General features: G+C 66.1%; 19 protein-coding genes. 5 read left to right on the top strand and 14 right to left on the bottom strand.

Annotated features, from left to right (window positions below; genetic code table 11):
* The first annotated feature begins 198 nt into the window (after nt 1-198).
* Together ACQPYR_RS36760 and ACQPYR_RS36765 are read left to right on the top strand one after the other, a co-directional pair.
* Nucleotides 199-441: a hypothetical protein gene (locus tag ACQPYR_RS36760; protein WP_063043078.1), complete on the top strand. Its 243-nt coding sequence runs from the start codon at nt 199-201 to the stop codon at nt 439-441.
* Nucleotides 442-553: 112 nt separating this feature from the next.
* On the top strand, nt 554-916 hold the full coding sequence (locus ACQPYR_RS36765; RefSeq protein WP_433623796.1) for a helix-turn-helix domain-containing protein: 363 nt from the start codon (nt 554-556) through the stop codon (nt 914-916).
* Here ACQPYR_RS36765 and ACQPYR_RS36770 read toward each other — a convergent pair whose 3' ends face one another.
* From ACQPYR_RS36770 to ACQPYR_RS36785, 4 genes are all read right to left on the bottom strand, one after another.
* On the bottom strand, nt 917-1,510 hold the full coding sequence (locus ACQPYR_RS36770) for a ClpP family protease (RefSeq protein ID WP_433623798.1): 594 nt from the start codon (nt 1,508-1,510) through the stop codon (nt 917-919).
* Nucleotides 1,507-2,112, bottom strand: a complete 606-nt coding sequence (locus ACQPYR_RS36775; protein ID WP_040687344.1) for a ClpP family protease — start codon at nt 2,110-2,112, stop codon at nt 1,507-1,509. The genes ACQPYR_RS36770 and ACQPYR_RS36775 overlap by 4 nt, the downstream gene beginning before the upstream one ends.
* Before the next feature lie 72 nt (nt 2,113-2,184).
* Complete coding sequence (locus ACQPYR_RS36780; protein WP_063043074.1) at nt 2,185-2,460, bottom strand: DUF2277 domain-containing protein; 276 nt, start codon at nt 2,458-2,460, stop codon at nt 2,185-2,187.
* 9 nt (nt 2,461-2,469) lie between these two features.
* On the bottom strand, nt 2,470-4,317 hold the full coding sequence (locus ACQPYR_RS36785; protein ID WP_433623800.1) for a hypothetical protein: 1,848 nt from the start codon (nt 4,315-4,317) through the stop codon (nt 2,470-2,472).
* Between the two features lie 264 nt (nt 4,318-4,581).
* On the opposite strand from ACQPYR_RS36785, the gene ACQPYR_RS36790 reads away from it, so the two are divergent.
* Entirely contained in the window at nt 4,582-9,423 is a 4,842-nt protein-coding gene (locus ACQPYR_RS36790; RefSeq protein ID WP_433623802.1) for an HAD-IC family P-type ATPase, read from the top strand.
* Nucleotides 9,424-9,445: 22 nt separating this feature from the next.
* Here the strand turns inward: ACQPYR_RS36790 and ACQPYR_RS36795 are convergent, their stop codons facing one another.
* Genes ACQPYR_RS36795 through ACQPYR_RS36835 form a run of 9 tightly spaced genes read right to left on the bottom strand, consistent with a single transcriptional unit; the run spans nt 9,446 to nt 15,970 of the window.
* A complete protein-coding gene (locus ACQPYR_RS36795; protein ID WP_433623804.1) occupies nt 9,446-11,272 on the bottom strand; it encodes a complex I subunit 5 family protein in 1,827 nt (608 codons plus the stop codon).
* The gene (locus ACQPYR_RS36800; RefSeq protein WP_433623806.1) at nt 11,272-11,619 is read right to left on the bottom strand and encodes a sodium:proton antiporter; all 348 of its coding nucleotides are present in this window, start codon (nt 11,617-11,619) and stop codon (nt 11,272-11,274) included. The genes ACQPYR_RS36795 and ACQPYR_RS36800 overlap by 1 nt, the downstream gene beginning before the upstream one ends.
* Complete coding sequence (locus ACQPYR_RS36805) at nt 11,616-12,356, bottom strand: MnhB domain-containing protein (protein ID WP_433623808.1); 741 nt, start codon at nt 12,354-12,356, stop codon at nt 11,616-11,618. Before ACQPYR_RS36805 ends, ACQPYR_RS36800 begins: the two co-directional genes overlap by 4 nt.
* Nucleotides 12,353-12,595, bottom strand: a complete 243-nt coding sequence (locus ACQPYR_RS36810) for a Na(+)/H(+) antiporter subunit B (RefSeq protein ID WP_433623810.1) — start codon at nt 12,593-12,595, stop codon at nt 12,353-12,355. Before ACQPYR_RS36810 ends, ACQPYR_RS36805 begins: the two co-directional genes overlap by 4 nt.
* Complete coding sequence (locus ACQPYR_RS36815) at nt 12,592-12,888, bottom strand: monovalent cation/H(+) antiporter subunit G (protein WP_387292066.1); 297 nt, start codon at nt 12,886-12,888, stop codon at nt 12,592-12,594. The genes ACQPYR_RS36810 and ACQPYR_RS36815 overlap by 4 nt, the downstream gene beginning before the upstream one ends.
* Nucleotides 12,881-13,144 (bottom strand): monovalent cation/H+ antiporter complex subunit F, encoded by a 264-nt coding sequence (locus tag ACQPYR_RS36820; RefSeq protein WP_063043067.1) that lies wholly within the window; start codon nt 13,142-13,144, stop codon nt 12,881-12,883. The genes ACQPYR_RS36815 and ACQPYR_RS36820 overlap by 8 nt, the downstream gene beginning before the upstream one ends.
* 5 nt (nt 13,145-13,149) lie before the next feature.
* Nucleotides 13,150-13,614, bottom strand: a complete 465-nt coding sequence (locus tag ACQPYR_RS36825; RefSeq protein WP_433623812.1) for a Na+/H+ antiporter subunit E — start codon at nt 13,612-13,614, stop codon at nt 13,150-13,152.
* A complete protein-coding gene (locus ACQPYR_RS36830) occupies nt 13,611-14,177 on the bottom strand; it encodes a hemerythrin domain-containing protein (RefSeq protein WP_433623814.1) in 567 nt (188 codons plus the stop codon). The genes ACQPYR_RS36825 and ACQPYR_RS36830 overlap by 4 nt, the downstream gene beginning before the upstream one ends.
* Nucleotides 14,174-15,970 carry a thiamine pyrophosphate-requiring protein gene (locus ACQPYR_RS36835; RefSeq protein WP_433623816.1) on the bottom strand — a complete coding sequence of 599 codons (1,797 nt, stop codon included), beginning with the start codon at nt 15,968-15,970 and terminating at the stop codon, nt 14,174-14,176. Before ACQPYR_RS36835 ends, ACQPYR_RS36830 begins: the two co-directional genes overlap by 4 nt.
* Nucleotides 15,971-16,097: 127 nt before the next feature.
* On the opposite strand from ACQPYR_RS36835, the gene ACQPYR_RS36840 reads away from it, so the two are divergent.
* Nucleotides 16,098-18,947 carry an FAD-binding and (Fe-S)-binding domain-containing protein gene (locus ACQPYR_RS36840; RefSeq protein ID WP_433623818.1) on the top strand — a complete coding sequence of 950 codons (2,850 nt, stop codon included), beginning with the start codon at nt 16,098-16,100 and terminating at the stop codon, nt 18,945-18,947.
* A gap of 1 nt (nt 18,948) precedes the next feature.
* Here ACQPYR_RS36840 and ACQPYR_RS36845 read toward each other — a convergent pair whose 3' ends face one another.
* Entirely contained in the window at nt 18,949-20,205 is a 1,257-nt protein-coding gene (locus tag ACQPYR_RS36845) for a serine hydrolase domain-containing protein (protein WP_433623820.1), read from the bottom strand.
* A 95-nt stretch (nt 20,206-20,300) separates the two neighbouring features.
* On the opposite strand from ACQPYR_RS36845, the gene ACQPYR_RS36850 reads away from it, so the two are divergent.
* Nucleotides 20,301-20,630 carry a plasmid stabilization protein gene (locus ACQPYR_RS36850; RefSeq protein ID WP_433623822.1) on the top strand — a complete coding sequence of 110 codons (330 nt, stop codon included), beginning with the start codon at nt 20,301-20,303 and terminating at the stop codon, nt 20,628-20,630.
* Nucleotides 20,631-20,633 lie beyond the last annotated feature (3 nt).

The raw sequence follows: 20,633 nt of genomic DNA on the forward strand, positions 1-20,633 counted from the left end.
TATCTCCTTGCTTCGCGGGTAGACCAATCGTAGGAAACCCAGCGGTGCGAACAGCTCGCGCAGTAAGCGGATGGGTCCCAGCTAACTCACAGCCACGGGCTAGGGTGCGCAAATCTCGGGATTCCAAGATTGTCTTGTCGGTCCGGATCGGACGGGTCGACGGTCTCGGACAGAGACCCGACAACAGGAGGAACGTGGATGAAGATCAAGTCGAAGCTGGCGAAGGGTGCGATCGCGGGCGGTGTGCTGGTCGGCCTGCTGGGCGTTGGTGCGGGTGTGGCGAGCGCCGATCCGGGGCAGGATCAGCGTCCAGGTATCGAGCAGCAACAGCAGGGCCACGATCAGCAGCGCGGGGATCAGCGCCAGGACCAGCAGCGGCATGATCAGCAGCCCCAGGGCCATGGCTTCTGGTTCTTCGGCCAGTGGATTCCGCTGCCCTGATCTCGACTCGATCCGAAAGGCCCTGTGTCCGTTGGCATGGGGCCTTCGTCGGCTTGTCCGCCCACAGCGTAATGCCCGGTCGGATCGGCCCGCGCGGCCGTACGCTCTCCCTATGACCGAGCTGCACTCGATCCAGGGCGGACGCGACGACCGACCTCGCCACACCGAGGAACCGCTGTGGCGCGAGGTGCTCGGCGAACGGCTGCGCACGCTGCGGCGTGAGCAACGCGAGACCCTCGTCGAAACCGCAAGTCGCGCAGGTATTTCGCCGCAGTACCTGTCGGAGGTGGAGCGCGGCCGCAAGGAACCGTCGAGCGAGATGATCGCGGCGCTGGCCGGCGCGCTCGGCACCACCCTGTTCGGTCTCACCGAGCAGGTGGCCGACGAATTGCGCGCTCATCGTCGGCTCACCTTCGTCCGGCAGGCCGCGCCGCGATCCAGTGCTGGACCTACCCTCATGGCACTGGCCGCCTGATCAGTCGGCGCGGGCACCCAGCACGTGGTCGACCAGGCCGTAGTCGACGGCCGCCTGTGCGGTGAAGACGCGGTCTCGATCAGTGTCGTGACGTAGCCGCTCGGCTGGTTGCCCGGTGTGCCGCGACAGGATCGACTCGATTTCCGCGCGCATCCGCACCAACTCGTCGGCTTGCAGGATCAGATCGGGAATCGCGCCCTGACCGCGGGCGGCAGGCTGATGCAGGACGACCCGGGCGTGCGGCAGCAAGGAGCGGCGACCGGGTTCCCCACCGGCCAGCAGTACCGCACCGACCGCGATGGCCTGGCCGACGCAGGTCGTCGCCACCGGGGCCTTGATGAATTGCATGGTGTCGTACACCGCGAGCATTGCGGACAGATCGCCGCCCTCGCAGTTGATGTACAGATTGATCTCCTGCTCCGGACTCTCCGATTCCAGGTGCAACAGCTGGGCGATGAGCGCATTGGCCACGCCGGAATCGATCGGGGTCCCGAGGTAGACGATCCGCTCGGCGAGCAGGTGGGAGTAGATATCGGTGATCCGCTCGCCGCCGCGCGGATGCTGAGCTATCACATTGGGAATGGTGTACGTCATGCCGAAATTCCGATCCGCTGGCGCTGGGGCACGATTTCCCCGAACGAGCCGACAATGTGGTCGATGAAGCCGTATTCCTTGGCCTGTGCCGCGCTGAACCAGCGGTCGTGCAGCGAATCCTCGTAGATGCGGTCGTACGGCTGGCCGGTATCCCCCGCGATGATGCCGAGCACGGTCTCCACGGTGTAGCGCAGGTCATCGGCCTGCACCTCGACGTCGACGGCACTGCCGCCGATTCCGGCCGAGCCCTGATGCATAAGCACCCTGGCGTGCGGCAGGGCGAACCGCCGACCCGGCGTACCCGCCGACAGAAGGAATTGCCCTGCGCTGCAGGCCAATCCGAGTGCCAGGGTGGAGACCTCGCAGGGCACCAGCCGCATCACATCGCGAATGGCGAGCATTGCCGGAACCGAACCACCCGGGGAATGGATCCACAACGAGATCCCGGAATCGGCATCCTCGGCCGCCAAGGTGAGCAGCTGCGTCATCAGCAGCGTGCCGTTGTCGTCGTCGAGCGGTCCGTCCAGCACCAGAATCCGCCTGCTGAGCAGCTGCTCCCTGGCGCGCCAACTGAACAACGGTGTCTTGTCATCGTGAGCCATGACTCCACCGTGCCGCGCGCCTACCCGAAAAATCTCGCCACGCTGCCCACAGCAGATCTGCTCAGAGCAGCGTCAGTCGTGCGAATGCGCGTGGATGCGTGCCTGCACCTCGGGCCGCCGCAGCGGCGGCACGTTCTTGGGCGGAACCTTCCGCTCGGGCAATTGTTCGAGCAGCCGCATGGTCGCGGCCGCGATGTCGGCGACCGCGGCATCGACCGCAGGGCGCGTAGCTGCGGAAATGCTGGAAAGCCCGCCGACCTTGCGGACGTACTGCAATGCCGCGGCATGCACTTCTTCCGGGGTGGCGGCGGGCTCGAGCCCACGCAGGGCAGTGATATTTCGGCACATATCCCGAGGCTAGCTCGGGTTGGCATGAGTTTTAAGGGGCGAGGCCTGCGCGCGCAGGTCGCGTCGATAGGCGAGGTTGATCCGAGCCGCTCCCCAGGACAGCGACCAGATGAGAAGCAGGGAGCAGACGAGTACGACCAGCGATGCCGCATCGATCAGCCAGGAGGGCCGATCGAATGAGCGTTCACGTTGGAGCACAGTGATTTCGGGGACGAAGGGGCGCGTGAACTGGTCCAGTGCCGGAACTTCGGCGGCGTCGATACCGGGGTCGTGCGGCATGTAGATGGGTAGAGCAGTGAGCGATCGGCCGTCGTGCAGTCGCAGGATCGTCTTCCAATTTCCGTATGCAGGAACAGGTTTCGTGCTCACATAGTGACCCTCGCCGACCCGGCGCAGCTGATCGATCACCAGTCCCCGACCGGGGTTCGAGGAACCGGTGCCGCCTTGCCAGGCCAAAATCTGTACCCACTCGGGGTCAGCGCCCACCAAATCCTTAGGAGCCAGTGTGATATCGGCGTTGACCATCCGGCCCGCGTCTACCGGTGCCGCGTCACGCAACTGAACTGTTGCGGAGGCATTTCCGGGAACATCGACGCGCAATCCATTCGCGGTGGCGGCGGCGGTGATCAGCACCGCCGCGATCACGATGGCACGGCGAATCGCGACATGCGGGAGCTCTTCGCCCCGCAGGACCATGCCGAGCAGCACGCCGACCGCACCGCCCGCGACACCCACCGGCACCGCCATGACCAATAGCTCCGGCCACATACCGGTCGGCCAGGAATCCACGAACATCCTTGCCACCCAGAGTGATTCGAGCCAGAGCCCGAGCGTGGCCGCGACCAGTCCGCTCAGCGCACCCCACCGAACGGGTCTGGACATGGGCAGCAGCGCCATCAGTTCCACGATCAGCGCGATACCGAGATACAGCGGAAATACATTGTGCGGCGCAGCCAGCAGCGGACCGACCAGCACCGCCAAAACGGTGCGGACGACGATCGCGAACACTACCGCGGCCAACGCACCACCGCGGCCGAGCGTATAGCGCGCCGAAACCAGCGCGATCGTACTCGCGGCCGCGATCAGCATCGGCTGGAAGACGAGACGGAACTGTTCGACGCCGAAATCGAATTCGACCTGATACACCGACAGGCCGATCAGCAGACCACCGAAGGCGAAGGTGCGGACCAGCCACAGCAGCGGACCGTCGGCGCGATCCGGATCGGGGCGGTCCAGGCGGCCTTCGAACTCCAGCAGCAGCACCGCGACCAGCGACAATCCGGCGCCACCGATCAGCATCAGATGCGTGGGACCCCACAGGGTTACGTCCTGGCCGAACAGTCGGTGCCAGATGTCGTCGAGTGGGAAGCCGATGAGTGCGTACAGGCCGGCACCCGCCATCAGCACGCCCCCGACCGGGGCGTACCAGTCGCGGGTGATCCGAATCGCGGCCGGACCGGGTTTCTCGTCCAGCGGCAGGATGATGGCCAGCATTCCGGCCATGAACAGGAAGAACAGGCCGATCATGATGAAGTAGTGCGCCGGGTTCGCCAGCGGGCCCTCGTCGCGGCCCTTACCGATGTGCAGGCTCACATCCCAGATGAAGCCGAACAGCGCGGTGAGAATGGTGGCGATGAACAGCGCGAGCGGCAGCGCGACCCAGCCCGGCCGGTTGATCAGGCCGCCGAGTCGATCGGCGGCGGTTTGCAGCCACGTGATGCGACGGGTGCGGTGCAGATACCCGACCACGACCAGCACGGCCGCGATGGCGATCGCGGTGCCGGTCAGCACCCCGACCTGGTCGAGTGCGGCGCCGCCGCCCTCGGCCCCGCGCGCAAGCACCGCTGCTACCTGCATCACCTGACACTTTCCGGTGTTGGCGGTCGCGTGGTTGGCCGTGCTCGGTCCGCGCCATTGTGGGCCTCGTCCTCGTTGACGGTGCCGGGCAACCCCGCATGTCGTTTGGACCTTCACGTCGGAAGGTCGGCATGTACTGCGGATACCCGTTGGGGAAGTGGCCAATCCGGTGTCGTAGAGCACCGTGGCGCGGTGCCTGAAATCCCAGCCGACAAGCATTTTCGGTGTCCGTTTGCATCTGATGATGCCGGGTAGTTGCCGAATATGGGTAGGCGTGACGGTTTGGCACCGTGGTGGATCGAGGCACCGACGGCGGCGATTACCGGTGTGGTGCGCACCGGGGTATCGACGGCCGTCGGACTAGGCGTACAACTCGTCGAAGCGCCGTTTCATGCGGCGCAAACCGTGGCCGATGCCGCCGCTTCGGTAATCGATACCGCCGTCGCCGGAGTCGATGAATTGGCTCCTCAACCGGAGAGCCCGCTGGGCGATGACCTGCTCGATCTGGTCGACCCGCATGAGCGGCGGGCCAACCGTCGGGTCGCCCTGCGCGAGGACAAGGCGACGATCGAGGTGCGCGGACTGAGCTCCGAGCGTGGCGCTGCCTTGGCGCGGACATTGGACGAGCGGCTCGGCAAGTTGCGTGGTGTGCGGTGGTCGCATGTCAATGCGGTGACCGGTCGGGTGGTCGCCACGCTGCGCGAAGGCGCGACCGGACTGCCGGAACTGCTCGAGGTCATCGAGGGGATCGAGGCCGACAGCAATGTCGCCGAAGTGGACTGGAGTCGCACCGTCGAATACCCCGAGGACCGGGAACCCTTGCTGGCGGCGGGAATTCAGGTGGCGAGCGAGGTATTCGCCATTGCGGTGTGCACGGTCGGCGCGCGGCTACCGTTCGGTGGGCCTGCGCGCGCGGTGCGGGCGGCGGCCACCTTCTTCGACACCCAACCACGATTGCGCACAATGCTCGAATCCCGATTCGGGCGCTCCCGCACCGATATGGCCCTCACCGTCGTCACCGCGATCGGAACCGCATTCGGTGAGAACGCCGCCGACGGCATCACGAATCTGCTGGCCGATACAGCCCAGCGCACCTTCCTCCTCGGCGAAGCCGTCGCCCAGCGTCTGGAGTGGCGCAACTGGGAGTCCGACCTGGTGTGCCGCGAACACCCCGACGTAACCGAACCCCTACCGCCCTATACCCGCCCCACCGACCTGCCACCCGGCCCGATCGAGCGCGTCGGCGACGAAACAGCAGCCGGATCGCTGATCGGCACCGCCGCATTCGTCGGCGTCGGCCGCATAGGCGACGCCGCCGATGCCCTCGGCCTCGGCGCACCGAAAGCTGCCCGGGCCTCCCGCGAGGCCTACGCCGCGAGCGTCAACATGGTCCTCGCGCGGACGGGGGTACTCACACTGCATCGAGGTGCGTGGCGTCGTTTGGACCGGCTGAGCACGCTGGTAATCGACGGCGAAGCACTGCTCACCTCGCGACGGCTGGTACTCGACGTCGAGTCGGCCGATGACGAATGGTCTACCGGGAAGGTCTGGAGCGCAGCACAGCGACTGCTGTGGTCGTCGGAGGGTGACGATGAAGCCTCGCCCGCGGACCGGGAGGCCGCGACAGCGGGGGACGCGGGAGGCACGACCGGGAGGAACAAGCAAGCCTCGAGTGAGGGCAACAAGGAAGCCGCCACCAACGGCCACAAGCCGGCCGCAACCGGAGGCAAGGCGCGAGCCACCACCGAGAGCGACGAACAAGCCACCGCCCGGACTGACGGGGAGGCCGCGGCACGGGGCGCCGCAACCGACGGCCACAACAAGGGCTCGACGGAGGGCGACAAGCAGGCCGCCACCGTGGGGGACGAAGAGAAACCAGAGGACCAGTCACTGCGACTGGTGCATCCCAACTCTGGGGCTCGGGACCGGGGTGCCACCATTCGGCCGGTCTGGCGCGAATTGCGCGATGGGGACCGCACGGTCGGGCGGGTATTGCTCGGGCGGGAGCTCGATTCGAGCGCGCATGATGTGTTGACCGCGGCGCGGCGGGCCGGGTTGCGGGTGGTGCTTGTCGCGCATGAGGATGCGCACGAATTACGTTCGCTTGCTGATGAATTCGTCTCGGCGACGGCATCGATGAGCAAGCTGGTCGAGCGACTGCAGCAGGACGGGCAGGTTGTCGCGGTGCTGAGCCCGCGTGCCCATAAGGCGTTGGCCCGAGCTGATGTGGCGCTCGGGTTGTTCACTGCCGATCACTGCGAACCACCGTGGGCCGCGGACGCCATCTGCCGGGATCTGGGGCAGGTGCAGCGCGTACTCGCGACTGTCGCGCCCGCTCGGGTGGTCAGCGATCGTGGCCGCACCCTGGCCTTGTCGGCGTGTGCGCTCGGTGGGTTGCTGCTCGCCGTCACTCCGACCAGGAACGCCCGGACGACACCGATGGTCGCCGCACAGCTGACCGCCCTGATAACCGGGGCGCGCAAGGGCATTCGAGCCGCCGCGTCCGCACCGCCCACCACAATTGCACCCCTATTACCTTGGCACGCATTGGAATCCAACGAAGTACTCGGACGCCTACCGCAACCTCCGGCGCTCGACGAGCGCGCGATTCCGGCCCGAGCCGAACAGAGCTTGCTCACAAGAACTTTCGCACCGATGACGACCTACGCCCGCCATCTGCGACGCGAACTGGATGATCCGCTGACACCGATCCTCAGCGTCGGCGCCGTCGCCACCGCCATACTCGGCGAGCCGTCCGATGCCATACTTCTCGCCTCCGTGCTGACCGTGAATGCGGTGATCTCGGCCGCTCAGCGCCAGCGTGCCGAGAGCGAATTGCAGGACCTGCTCGAAGGCGAACAACTCACCGGTCGCCTGATCGACCGCGATGCGATCGACGAGGCCGACCCGACCACAGAATCCGTGCCCGCGGACGCTCTCGCCATCGGCGACATCCTGGTCGTCCGCGCGGGCGATGTGGTGCCCGCCGATGCCCGATTACTACGCGTGGACGAACTCGAAATGGATGAGTCCGGTCTGACCGGCGAATCGGTGACGGTCGAAAAGAATCTCGCCGCCACACCCGGCATGGCACTCGGCGAACGCACCTGCATGATCTTCGCGGGCAGCACCGTCGTGAACGGGTCAGGTCTGGCAGTCGTGGTCGCGGTCGGCCCCGACACCCAAGCCGGTCGCGCGGCCGCGGGCGCGGTGCCGCCGGACAAGGGCGGCGTACAGGCCCAATTGCGGCAGCTCACCAATCACGCCCTACCGCTCACCCTTTCGGGCGGGGCGCTGGTCACCGCGCTGGGCGGCCTGCGTGGCCGGATGCTGCGCGATGCGATCTCCGACGGCGTCGCCGTCGCGGTGGCCGCGGTACCGGAAGGATTGCCCCTGGTCGCCACCGTGGCACAGCTGGCGGCCGCGCGTCGGCTGTCGCGCTACGGCGTGCTGGTCCGCGCCAGCCGCACCGTCGAGGCACTCGGCCGCGTCGACACCCTGTGCTTCGACAAGACCGGCACCCTCACCGAGGGACGGCTGCGGCTCACCATGCTGGCCGACCTGGACAACCAGTGGTCACCAGACGACGAATCCGACGATGCGCGCCGACTGCTGCGCGCCGCCGCCCGCGCCTGCCCGGATCCGGACGCCGGACCGGTGCTGCACGCCACCGACCGCGCCGTACTGGATGCCGCCGAAAACCTCGGCGACGATGCACACCAGTGGGATCAGATCGAGGAGATCCCATTCGAATCCAATCGTGGCTACGCCGCGGTGCTCGGCCAAACGACGCGCAAGCTGCGCCTGATCGTGAAGGGCGCGCCCGAAGTCGTACTCCCCCGCTGCACCAAAGCACTTACCGCGGAACAGATCTCCGAAGACGTGCACAAGCGCGCGCGGGCGGTCATCGATGATCTCGCCGAACAGGGCCTGCGCGTACTCGTCGTCGCCCGCCGCGACCTCCCCGACGAGCCCGATGACGTCGAACGCGCCGTAGACGAACTCACGCTGCTCGGCTTCATCGGCATCGCCGACACCCCGCGACCCCAGACGCTGCCACTGGTAACCGCCTTGCAGGACAACGATATCGGCGTGCGCATGATCACCGGCGATCATCCGGTCACGGCGGCGGCGGTGGCCCGCCAACTCGGCATCACCGTGGATACCGTCACCACCGGCGCCGATCTGGATCGGCTCGACGATACCGAGCAGGCCGAGCTCATCGAACGCAGCACCGTCTTCGCCAGGGTCGATCCGGAGCAGAAGGTGCGCATCGTGGCCGCGCTGCGTCGCAATGGACACGTGGTCGGCATGACCGGCGACGGCAGCAATGACGCCGCCGCAATCCGCAGCGCGGACATCGGAATCGGTTTGGCCGCACGCGGATCCGCGGCCGCCCGCAATGCGGCGGATCTGGTGCTCACCGATCCGAATCCGCTCGCCCTGCTGCACGCCCTGGTAGAAGGACGCGGCATGTGGCAGCGCATTACCGACGCGGTGGGCGTGCTGGTCGGTGGCAATGCCGGCGAGATCGCCTTCACCATCTACGGCACCGTGGTCGGCGGACAGGCACCACTGGGCACCAGGCAATTCCTGCTGGTGAACATGCTCACCGATATGTTTCCCGCGCTGGCCCTGGCCCTTTCACCGGACCGCGACAGCCCGGATCCGCACGATGCGGAGCACGGTGCCGAGCAGCGGGCACGGCAGTTGGCGGAAATCCCGCCTGCCCATCTTGGTCCCGACCTCACCCGCACCATCGCAGTACGCGGCATAGCCACGGCGGCGGGTGCATGCACGGCGTGGACGCTCGGCCGCTACACCGGAACCCGACGCCGCGCGGCCACCATCGGACTGGTCGCGCTCATCGGCACCCAACTAGGCCAGACACTCGTCTCCGGCCACCGCAGTCCCCTGGTCTGGGTCACCACCGCAGCCAGCGGCGTGGTTCTCGGCGCGGTCGTCATGGTCCCGGGGCTGTCCGCCTATTTCGGTTGCACGCCACTGGGTCCCGTCGGCTGGACCATAGCCACAACCTCCGCTGCCGCAGCAACCGCGGGCTCGACCGTCCTTCCGCGCTTACTGCCCGGCGCTCACGAAGGCTGACCTCGCCGGGCTACCGCGCCTACTACAACCACCCGCTGGCAACCAGTCCGGCAACGGCTGCCGTGCCGAAGACCAGCCAAGCGGCGTAATCGCCCACATGCCCACTGTGCAGTCGGTGTAATGCGATCACCGCCAACTCGATTGGACGAATCGGAGGCTTTCCCCGTGCGCGCAGCGTGCCGTAATACAGTGCGCCAAGTGCCGTGAGCACGGCCAGCACGGTCGACAGCAGACAGAGCGCCAGCCCTGCGCCTGTCCACTCGATATGCGGGGCCGCACCAGAGTGGCCGGTTGTATTGCCGATCAGCGCCGCCGCCCGGTAAGCGTCGGGATCGACGAACGTCGCGGCAGCGGGTCCGATAGCGCGGGTGAATCTGGTTGGCAGACCAAGTAATAGCGCGACCGACAACAAAGCCAGCACCGCACCGATCATCGTGGCCGGCGTCCGGTTGCGCGGCGCGGCGACATCGGGCACCTCGTATTCCCCGGTGGTCTCCTCAGGATCGAGCTTGTGCTCGGGCACCGCGCCCACACCGAAACACACCCGCAGCCCCACACGCAACGCCGCACCGCCGGTCAACGCCGACACAACGATTACCAGCGCCACCAAGAAAATCGACGCGTCGGATTCCTCGAGCAACGCCTTGCCGAGCCCCGCACCGAATGGCGGCAACCCGGCCAATACCAACGCCGAAAGCACAAACAGCACACCAATGGTCCGCTGACCACGCGCTCGACCATGCAAGCTGAACTCGTCGACACTGCGGTAGCGCGACAGCAGCACACCGGTCAGCAAGAACAGCGCACCTTTCACCGCGGCATGACCACCGAGATACAGCGCCGACGCGGCCACACCGAGCGGTGACAGCGCGGCGAGTCCGAGAATGAACAGCCCGATATGCGCGATCGTCGAATACGCGAGCAGCCGTTTGATATGCCGTTGCAGCACACACATCACCGCACCGAGCAAGGCCGTAAAGATGCCCAACACCAACAGCATTCGACGCACCCCCGGAGCCGGAAGCACGCCATCGAAAACCGTCCAATACACCCGTGCCAGCCCATAAACGCCCAACGGTGCCATCACACCGGAGAACAGCACGCAGACCGGCGACGGTGCGACGGCATGCGCATCTGCCAGCCAGAAATGAAACGGTACCGCCGCGGCTTTGACCAGCCACCCGGTAGCGATCAGCACGAATGCGGCCAGCACAAGGGCGTCACCCGCCCGCGCCTCGACCGCAATTCCCAACTGCGCCAGCCCGAGTTGTCCGGTTCGCGCGTACAGCAGTCCGATTCCGAACAGGCAGAGATATGCGCCGAGCGAGTTGATCACCCCGAAATTCAGTCCGGCCTGGACGGATTCGGGTTCCTCTATCTTCAGCCCGGTCAGCGCATAAGCCGCCACGCCCATCAACTCGAAGAAGACGAACATGTCGAAAAGGTCACCGGTCAGCGCGAATCCGGTCATACCGGTGGCAAAGAGTAGAACCAGCGCCGGATAGTGCGCATGCAGATTGTCGAAGTAGCGCCAGCCGAACAGCAGTGCGGTCGTAGTGAGCAATGCGATCAGCAAAGCCATCGCGGCACCGATCCGATCGGCGACCAGCACAATCCCCACGGTCAGGCCCGGTCGCGGCTCCCAACCACCAGACCAGGAAACCACTGTGCCCGCACCGGTCTCATACAGCAGCCATCCGGCCAGGATCGTCCCCGCGAGCGCGGTTCCGGTGCCGAGCACATCGATCAGCAACCTGGGCAGAATGCGCCCGAAGGCGAGCAGCACGCAGGAACCGGCGACCGGCAACGCGATCAGGAGTGCCGGGAGTGCCTGATCGAAGGGGACCATCAGCCACGCAGCGCGTGCAGTTCGTCGGGTACGACCGTGCCGTGCCGCTTGGCGATCTGCACGACCAGCGCCAACAGCAATGCGGTCACCGTCGCGGACACGACGATGTCGGTCAGCGCCATCGCCTGCACCACCGGATCGACCACGGGCGAACCTGGCGGGTTCGCGGAGCTGAAAATAGGTGCGGACGCGCCTTTTTGGTAGCCGATGGCCAATAGCAGGACATAGGTTCCCGATTGTCCGATGGATACGCACACCACGGTGTGCACCAGATGTGTACTGCGTACCACGCCGTAAATGCCGATCAGCATGAGCCAACCGGCGATCGCATAGGGAAATACGGTCATCGTGACGCCCGCCTCTCCGTAGTCAGATACTCGTCGAGGAACTGCGCGAGCAGTACGACGACACCACTGCCGACCGCGAGTCCGACCGCCACGCTGAACAGCGGCAGCGTGCCGGCCGACAGCAGGCGGCCGAATTGTCCGAGCGGCAGGATATTCGCCAGATATCCTGCACCACTGAGGATTCCGGCCAGACCGAGCGCCACCACGGTACCCATGCCCACGGCCTCACCGAATTCGTACCAGGCCAGCGGCCGCACCCGCCGCAGTGCGCGATAATTGCCCGCCACGTACAGCAGATGCAGGCCGGTGGCCAGCACCACACCACCCTGGAAGCCGCCGCCCGGCGTCAGATGTCCGTGCACGACCACATCCGCGCCGATCATCAGGGTCACCGGTAACAGGGCATAGCCCAGAAATCGGGTCGCCTGCGCGATGCGACCGACATCCTCCGACTGCCGTTGCGACCGATGTCCTTCCGGACGCAATAGCGTCGCCGCACCGAGCACCGCGGCCACCAGAATGGCCTCCTCACCGAACGTATCGAGCCCACGCTGATCGAAATTGACCGAGGAAACCGCGTTCGGGCTGTGCTGCTCCAGCGACGCTCGGACCGCGGCGTCCCGATACGGATGGTCGCTACCGCCGAACCCGGGCATCCGCAACAGCGCGAGTCCGAGCAATACGACAAATCCGACCCCGCCGACGAGGAAGACCACCAGTCGAGCACTGTGCTTCACGACTTTCGCCTCCGCTGCACGGCGCGCACGGCGAGCAACACCATCAGCGGCACCACCGCGGTACCCACCGCGACCTGTGACAACGCCACATCCGGTGCCCCGAGCACAAGAAATGCCGGTGCCAGCAGCGCACCGAATACCGCGAGCGATACCGCCTGCCGCTGCGGCTGAGTGGTGAATACGACGACCGTGCCCGCCACCGCGACAAGTCCGAGGGTGATCACGATCAGGGCGGTCATCGCGGAGCCTCGATCCTGCCGTCGGTGCGGGCATTGAGCCTGCCGATGGCGGCACTCAGTACCGGGGCGGTGAGCGCCAGCAGCAAGAGGGTCACCGCGACGATGGCCGTCGTCAGTCCAGGCCCCTCGGCGATAAGCACCGCGAGCACGATGAAGGGGCCGGTGACCGAGCTGATAATCGACGAATAGTGCAGTCGCGCATAGACCGAACGCGGCCGCAGCGCCGCCACCGAGGCGGCCACCGCAACCAGGGTGCCGATCGCGAGCAGAGTGTCGACGAAGAAACTAGTCATCGCGCACCCCCAGCAGGCGCGTGAAAACCAGCGTGCCCGCGAAGGACAGCAGGACGAGCACCAGCGGCACTATCAAATAGTCCGGCCTGCCGAGTCCCAGACTCAGCAATATCAAGACGACGATCAACAGCGAACTGACCAGTTGCAGCCCGACGAGCCGATGCGCCGCGGTGCCGCGAGCCGACAGCAGCAACGCCGGTCCGATCCCACCGACCAGCAGCACACCCGATGCGAGCAGCCAAGGCGCGGTGGACATTTCGATCAGCCCCCGAACATCCGGCGCAGTCGGGTCGCGGGCATCGCGAGTACATGCAGTAGCAGGTCGTCCTCGGCATCGATGACCAGCGAGCCTGGCGTCGCCGAGAGCACGCCGGTGATTAATGCCGCCCGCCCTGCTCGCCGCTGCGCGTCGGCCTCTGCGGCGAGTTCGTCCTCCTCGAACCGCCCGACCGGCCTGCCGCGCGCGGCGATCAACAGGGCAGCCCAGCTGTCGCGCACGACTGCGCCGGGCAGCGCGGCCAACAACTGCGGAACCCTATCCGGCAGTCGCCAATTACCCTGCACCGCGATACGTCCCACGCGACCAGCGAACGCAGCAGGTAATGCGAGCACGGCTGCCGCGACCAACTCCTGGAGACCGAACGTCGTCAGCGTCGCCAGCCACAACAACACCAGCACCACCCACCAGCCGACGACTTCCGCCGCCGCCGCGCTGCGCCCACTCATCCGCCGTCTTCTCGACGCCAGTCCCGCACCGCATCGCGCGCCCGGTCGAATACCGCCAGCGGCGGACCGGCCAGCAGATTCGCCAGCGCGGATTCCCCGGTCTTCGGATGCGGCCGGGTCGGTGCGACCGCTTCGGCGGCCCGCACCGAACCCGCCATTCGCTCCAACTGATGCACCGAAAATTGTTGGCGCAAAAGGGCGAATTCCTCGTTCTCCTCGCGGTTGGCATGGTCGATCACCGCATCGGCGAATTCGGCCAGCTTGCCATCGAAGTCCGGGTGGTCGACACCGAGGTCGTAGAGGTCGGCGAGCGCACGCTTGGCGTGGTTCTCCTCGTCCCTGCGGTCTCCGACCATCTTGTCCGCCCCGAAACGGGCACGGGCGGCGACGGGATGCACGGCCTCCTCTTCGGCGCTCTCGTGCACCGCGAGCAACCGGACCAGTTCCTTGAACAGCTCCGACTTATTGCCCTGCCCGGATTTCAGTTGGGCGAAAAGCTCTTTGATCTGCTTGTGCTGTGCCGTCAGCAGATCCACGACGTCCTCGGTCGATGGCAAGGTCATGACGAACGCCGATGCGGCACGAATTCCTGCGCCTTGGTCTTGACGCCCTGCCACATCAGATGCCAGCCATCCGGATCGCCGCGCATAACCGCCTCCGCGGTGTCCTTCATCTGCTCATAGGTCGCATGCGGCGGAATCGGCGGCACCTCGGGATCGCAGCGCACATCGATCAGCACCGGCCGATCCGCGCTCAGCGCCAGGCTCCATGCGTCGGCGAGCTGGTCCGGATCGTCGATCGCGACCGACGGCAGACCCATACAGCGCGCGAGATCGGCGTAGGAAGTGTCCGGAAGTATCTGCGACTCTTCGAATTTCGGTGCGCCGCCCATGGAACGCAGCTCCCAGGTGACCTGGTTCAGATCATTATTGTGGAAGACGCAGACGATCAGCCGGGGATCACTCCACTGCCGGTAATAGCGTGCGATGGTGAGCAGTTCGGCCATTCCGTTCATCTGCATGGCACCGTCACCGACCAATGCGATCGCCGGTCGTTCCGGATGCGCGAACTTGGCGCCAATGGCATAGGGCACGCCGGGCCCCATGGTCGCCAGGGTGCCCGAGAGCGAGCCGCGCGTGCCGATGCGGAATCGCAGGCAGCGGGCATACCAGTTGGTGGACGAGCCGGAGTCCGCGGTGACGATCGCATTATCCGGAAGCTGTTTCGACAGTTCCCAAACCACGCGCATCGGGTTGACCGGTTTGGCCTGCAACATCGCCTGCCGCTCGACCGTCTCCCACCAGCGGACCACATCCTGCTCTATCTTCTCCCGCCAGGATCGGTCCTCCTTGCGACGCAGGAGCGGAATGAGTTCGGCCAGTGTGGCTTTCGCGTCACCGACCAGATTCACCTCGGTCGGATAGCGCATGCCGATCAAGGTGCCGTCGATATCGATCTGCACGGCACGCGCCTGACCGAACTCCGGCATGAACTGGGTATAGGGGAAATTCGACCCGACGATGACCAAAGTGTCGCAGTCGCGCATCATCTCATAACTCGGCCTGCTGCCGAGCAACCCGATCGGCCCGGTGACGAACGGCAGATCATCCGGCAGCACATCCTTGCCGAGCAGCGCCTTCGCCACACCCGCACCGGTGAGTTCCGCGAGTTCGACCACCTCGCGCGCGGCCGAGCGTGCGCCCTGGCCGACGAGCACCGCGACCTTGGAGCCGGCCTCGATGATCTCGGCGGCGCGTTCGATCTCGTTGTAGGGCGCGACCACCGTCGCGGTCAGCGCATGCGGTGGGCTGGACGGCACCTGCTTGAACTCGTGTTCGGGCGGCTCGTAGGGCTCTTCCTGCAGATCGGCGGGGATGATCACCGCGGTGGGCGCATGCCGGGTCATCGCCGTTCGGAATGCCCGGTCCAGCGCGTTGGGCAATTGGCTCGAGACATTTACCTCGACCAGATAGTCGCTGGCCACATCCTTGAACAGACTCTGCAGGTCGACTTCCTGCTGATAGCTGCCGCCCATGGCGCTGCGCGCGGTCTGACCGACGATCGCCACGACCGGGACATGGTCCAGTTTGGCGTCGTAGAGGCCGTTCAGCAGATGGATCGCACCGGGTCCCGAGGTGGCCGTGCAGACGCCGACCGTCCCACTGAACTTGGCGAACCCGGTGGCTTGGAAGGCCGCCATCTCTTCGTGCCTGGCCTGCACGAACTGTGGTTTGTTGTGCGCGCGGCCGAAAGCGGCGACCAGACCGTTGATGCCGTCGCCGGGGTATCCGAAGACTTGGTTAACGCCCCACTCGCGTAGTCGCTGCAAGACGTAGTCACCAACCTGTTGCTTCATGAGGATCTCCTGTTGGTATCCGGGTTGGTCAGACCGGTGATACCCAGCGAATGGGCGGGCAATCAGCGGGTGTGCCGCGCACCGGAGTGGGTAGCCGCACTGTGCCGAGACAGGAGGGATTGGGCGAATGATTGATCTCCCGCTGGCGCGACTCGCGGCCGACCTCACCGGAAAGGTGGCCGGCGAGGTGCGCTTCGATCCCGGATCCCGGGCCACGTACTCCACCGATGCCTCGAACTACCGCGCGGTGCCGCTCGGCGTGGTGCTGCCACGCACACCCGAGGATGCGGCCGCCGCCATCGCGGTGTGCCGCGAGCACGATATGCCGGTGCTCTCGCGTGGCGGTGGCACCAGTCTGGCCGGTCAATGCTGCAACGTGGCCGTAGTGCTGGATTGGAGCAAGTACTGCGATCGGCTGATCTCGGTCGATACGGCGGCCCGCACCGCGATCGTGGAACCGGGCATCGCGCTCGACCCGCTGAATGCGCAGTTGGCGCGCTACGACCTGATGGTCGGCCCGAAACCCGCGACCCATGTCAGCTGCACGATCGGCGGAATGGTCGGCAACAACTCCTGCGGTTCTACCGCGCAGGCGTACGGGAAGATGGTCGATTCGGTACGTCGGCTGGAAATCCTGACCTACGACGGTTTACGAGGTTGGGTCGGCGCGGACTGCCACGATGGGTTCGCCGAACTGCGGGACGGACTGCGCCAGATCCGTGATGAGTACGCGACCGACATCCGTGGGCACTATCCCGATATTCCGCGCCGGGTGTCGGGCTACAACCTCGATTCCCTGCTGCCGGAGCACGGGTTCGATCTCGCGAAACTGCTCGTCGGCAGCGAGTCCACGCTGGTGACGGTGTTGCGCGCCGAAATCGAACTCGTGCAACGCCCGAAAGCGGTGGCGCTGACCGTACTCGGCTATCCCGATATCTACGACGCCGCCGATGCGGTGCCGATCGTGTTGCAGCACAACCCGATAGCGCTGGAAGGGGTGGACCACCGGCTGGTCGACCTGGAGCATCTCGAACATCTGGCCGGGGGCGCCATCGCGCAGCTGCCGGACGGAAACGGTTGGCTGATGGCGCAATTCGAGGGTGCCGACCAGGACGAAGCCGACCGCAGGGCCCAGACGATGGTCGAGGAAGTAACCATGAAAACCGGTGCTACCTCGACAATGATCGACGACCCCGCCCGGGAGGCGGAGATCTGGATGGCCCGGGAAGCGGGCCTCGGTGCCACCGCCTATCCACCGGACAGTCCGGAAACCCATGAGGGTTGGGAGGACGCCGCGGTGCCGCCCGACCGGCTCGGCGACTATCTTCGCGATTTCGAAAGTCTGCTGGACGATTTCGACTACCAGTCGTCCTCGCTGTACGGCCATTTCGGCCAGGGCTGCGTCCACACCCGCATTCCGTTCGATCTCCGTAGCGCGGAAGGCATTTCGAAGTACCGCGGCTTCGCCGAGCAGAGCGCACAGTTGGTTACGCGGTACGGCGGATCGCTGTCCGGTGAACACGGCGACGGTCAGGCGCGCGGCGAACTGCTGCCGATCATGTTCGGCGAGCGGATCGTCGAGGCATTCGGCGCGGTCAAACATCTCTTCGATCCGCGCAATCGGATGAATCCCGGCAAGGTCGTGCACCCGCGACCACTGGATCAGGACCTGCGCCAAGGTGCGAATTATCGACCGTGGGAGCCGGCGACCCACTTCGCCTTCCCGGAGGACGACCACCGTTTCAGCGTCGCCGCCGCGCGCTGTGTCGGCGTCGGCAAGTGCCGCGGTCACGAGGGCGGCGTGATGTGCCCGAGCTACCGGGCGACCAGGGAGGAGGAACATTCCACCCGTGGCCGCGCCCGACTTCTGTTCGAAATGCTCCAGGGCGAGGTGATCACCGATGGCTGGCGCTCCACCGAGGTGCGCGATGCCCTCGATCTGTGCCTGGCCTGCAAAGGCTGCCGCAGCGACTGCCCGGTCGATGTCGATATGGCCACCTACAAGGCCGAATTCCTCTCCCACCACTACGAACACCGCGTCCGGCCGATGGCGCACTATTCGATGGGCTGGATCCCGCTGTGGGCCCGCCTCGCCACCGCCGTGTCCGCACCGGCCAATGCACTGGCGCAGAGCCGGGGCACGGGTGGGCTGCTCAAACGGCTCGGCGGTGTGGACCCGCGCCGCGAACTACCGCGCTTCGCCCGCCAGCGCTTCACCGAGAAGTTCGCCCGCCGCGCACCGGACGAGCGCGGCCACCGCGGCCGAGTGCTGCTGTGGCCCGACACCTTCACCAATAACTTCGCCCCCGAAATAGCCGAAGCAGCGGTGACCGTGTTGGAGGCGGCCGGATTCGAGATCGAAATACCAAGGCGCGCTGTCTGTTGCGGCTTGACCTGGATTTCCACCGGCCAACTCCCGACCGCGAAACGGGTATTGCGTCGCACGTTGCGTCAGCTCGAACCCCAATTGCGCTCGAGCACCCCGATCGTCGTGCTCGAACCGAGCTGCGCCGCCGTCTTCCGCTCCGATCTCACCGAATTACTCTCCGGCGACGAGGACGCCCACCGCCTGGCCAACCAGGTCCGCACCCTCGGCGAAATCCTCACCGAACAGGCCGACGACTGGGAACCCCCGCGCATCGACGCGCACGCCATGGTCCAACCGCACTGCCACCAGCACGCGATCCTGCATTACGAGGCCGACCAAAGGCTCTTGACCGCAACCGGACTCGACGTCGAAGTATTGGATACCGGATGCTGCGGCCTGGCAGGCAACTTCGGCTTCGAACGCGGCCACTACGACGTCTCGATAGCCTGCGCCGAAGACAAACTCATGCCGGCCATCCGCAAGCGCGAGCCCGGAGCCCTGGTCCTGGCAGATGGTTTCAGCTGCCGAACCCAAATCGAGCACCTGGATCCGCAAGCCCGGCCTCGGCACGCGGCACAAATCCTCGCCGAGGCGATCCGCGACAACTGAATCAGTCGGTGTCGAACAGCCGATCGGCGGGCGCGAGTTGGCCGATGGTGTCCGAGATCTGGGCAACCAGAGCCCAGGGGCGCTGGGTATCGGTGGTGGCCTTGCCGCTGGTGAGGATCGCGCCGGAGAGTCCGCGGGTGGGATCGGCCCAGCCGTATTGGGTCGTCAGGCCGCTGCGGCCGAAGTGCGACTGGGTGTTGCGCCCGAACTTCGAGCGACGAGCGCCGAGTTCGAAGCCCGCGGTGCTGACTCGTCCGGCCAGACCGGGTAGGCGGCGTGCCGGGCGGATCGCTTCGCGGAGGGTGCCGGGCTCGATGATTCGGACGCCGTCGAGTTCGCCACCACGAGTGAGGATTTCGTAGAAGCGGGACAGCTCGTAGGCGGTGGTGACGATATTTCCCGACGGCAGTTCGGCGGTGAGGAAATCCCGATTCGCGGATTTGGCGGTCGCACCGTCCATCCGGCCGCCGAGGGCCTTGCGCGCCAAAAGTATCGACATGCGCGACGGTGGCGGGCCGGTCTTCACGCTTGGCACGACCTTGTCGACGTCCTCGGGCCGGACCCCGAAGTTGTTCCAGCGGAAGCCCAGCGGTTCGAGCACCTGTTCGGCGAGATGTTCGCGCATCCGCTTCCCGGTGGCCCGCCGCACCAGCAGCCGTTGGATCAAACCGCTGGTCAATGCGTGGTAGACCCGGAACCGCCCCCGCGGCCAACTCGGCACCAGATCGGCCAACCCCTGTACGGCCAACTCCTCGTCGAGCACCAGCTCGACGCCCTTGTACGGCGGCGTAATGAACGGCACTCCGGCCGAATGCGACAGCACATCGCCGATGGTGATCGCGTCCTTGCCGTGCGCCGCGAACTCCGGAATGTATTCGCACACCGGATCGTTCAGCGCGAACGCACCCTGTTCGATGAGCATGAACATCACCGTCGCGGCCACCCCCTTGGCCGTGGAGAACCCGCAGAACAGCGTCTCCGGCGTCGCGAGCACCTGCTCCGCATCCGGACCGTCTTTCGGCGCATTCCCCCAGCCGTGCCCGATCGCCCGGTTCAGCACGATTTTTCCATTGCGCCGCAGACAGGTCTGAATCGCGGGCGTCGTCCCCATCCGGTACCACGCCTGCACCGACGCCCACAGCGCCGCGACGTCGTCGTTCGTCAACCCGGCATCGACCGGATCGTCCTCGTGCCCGACCGTCGTCACCGCGTCCAGATCATCGGCGACGGTCACCAACGTGCCAGGAACCACCTTCACCCGGCCAGCATATCGACGCTGATCTTTCCCCCGATCGAGCCCACGCCCTGGTTTCACGAAACGAGCGGGGGTACTCGACTGACAGGAGGTGTGACATGCCAAAGGAATGGAGCAACAAGCAGGAACGGCAGTACGAGCACATCAAGGACTCGGCAGAGGATCGCGGCGAGAGCGAGAAGCGGGCGAAGGAAATCGCCGCGCGGACGGTCAACAAGAATCGCGCCCAAGCCGGGCAGTCGAAGACCGCAAGCCGTTCCTCGATAAAGGACAAGTCGCCACAGCAGCGCGGTGGGCAGCGCTCGGGCCGCAGTGGTCCGAAGGGTCCGACCCGCGACCAGCTGTACAACGAGGCCAAGAAGCGCAATATCAAAGGCCGCTCGAAGATGAGCAAGGGCCAGCTCGAGCGGGCATTGGGTAGGGGCTGAGGA

Source organism: Nocardia sp. CA-120079 (assembly GCF_050955745.1).
GTDB lineage: Bacteria > Actinomycetota > Actinomycetes > Mycobacteriales > Mycobacteriaceae > Nocardia.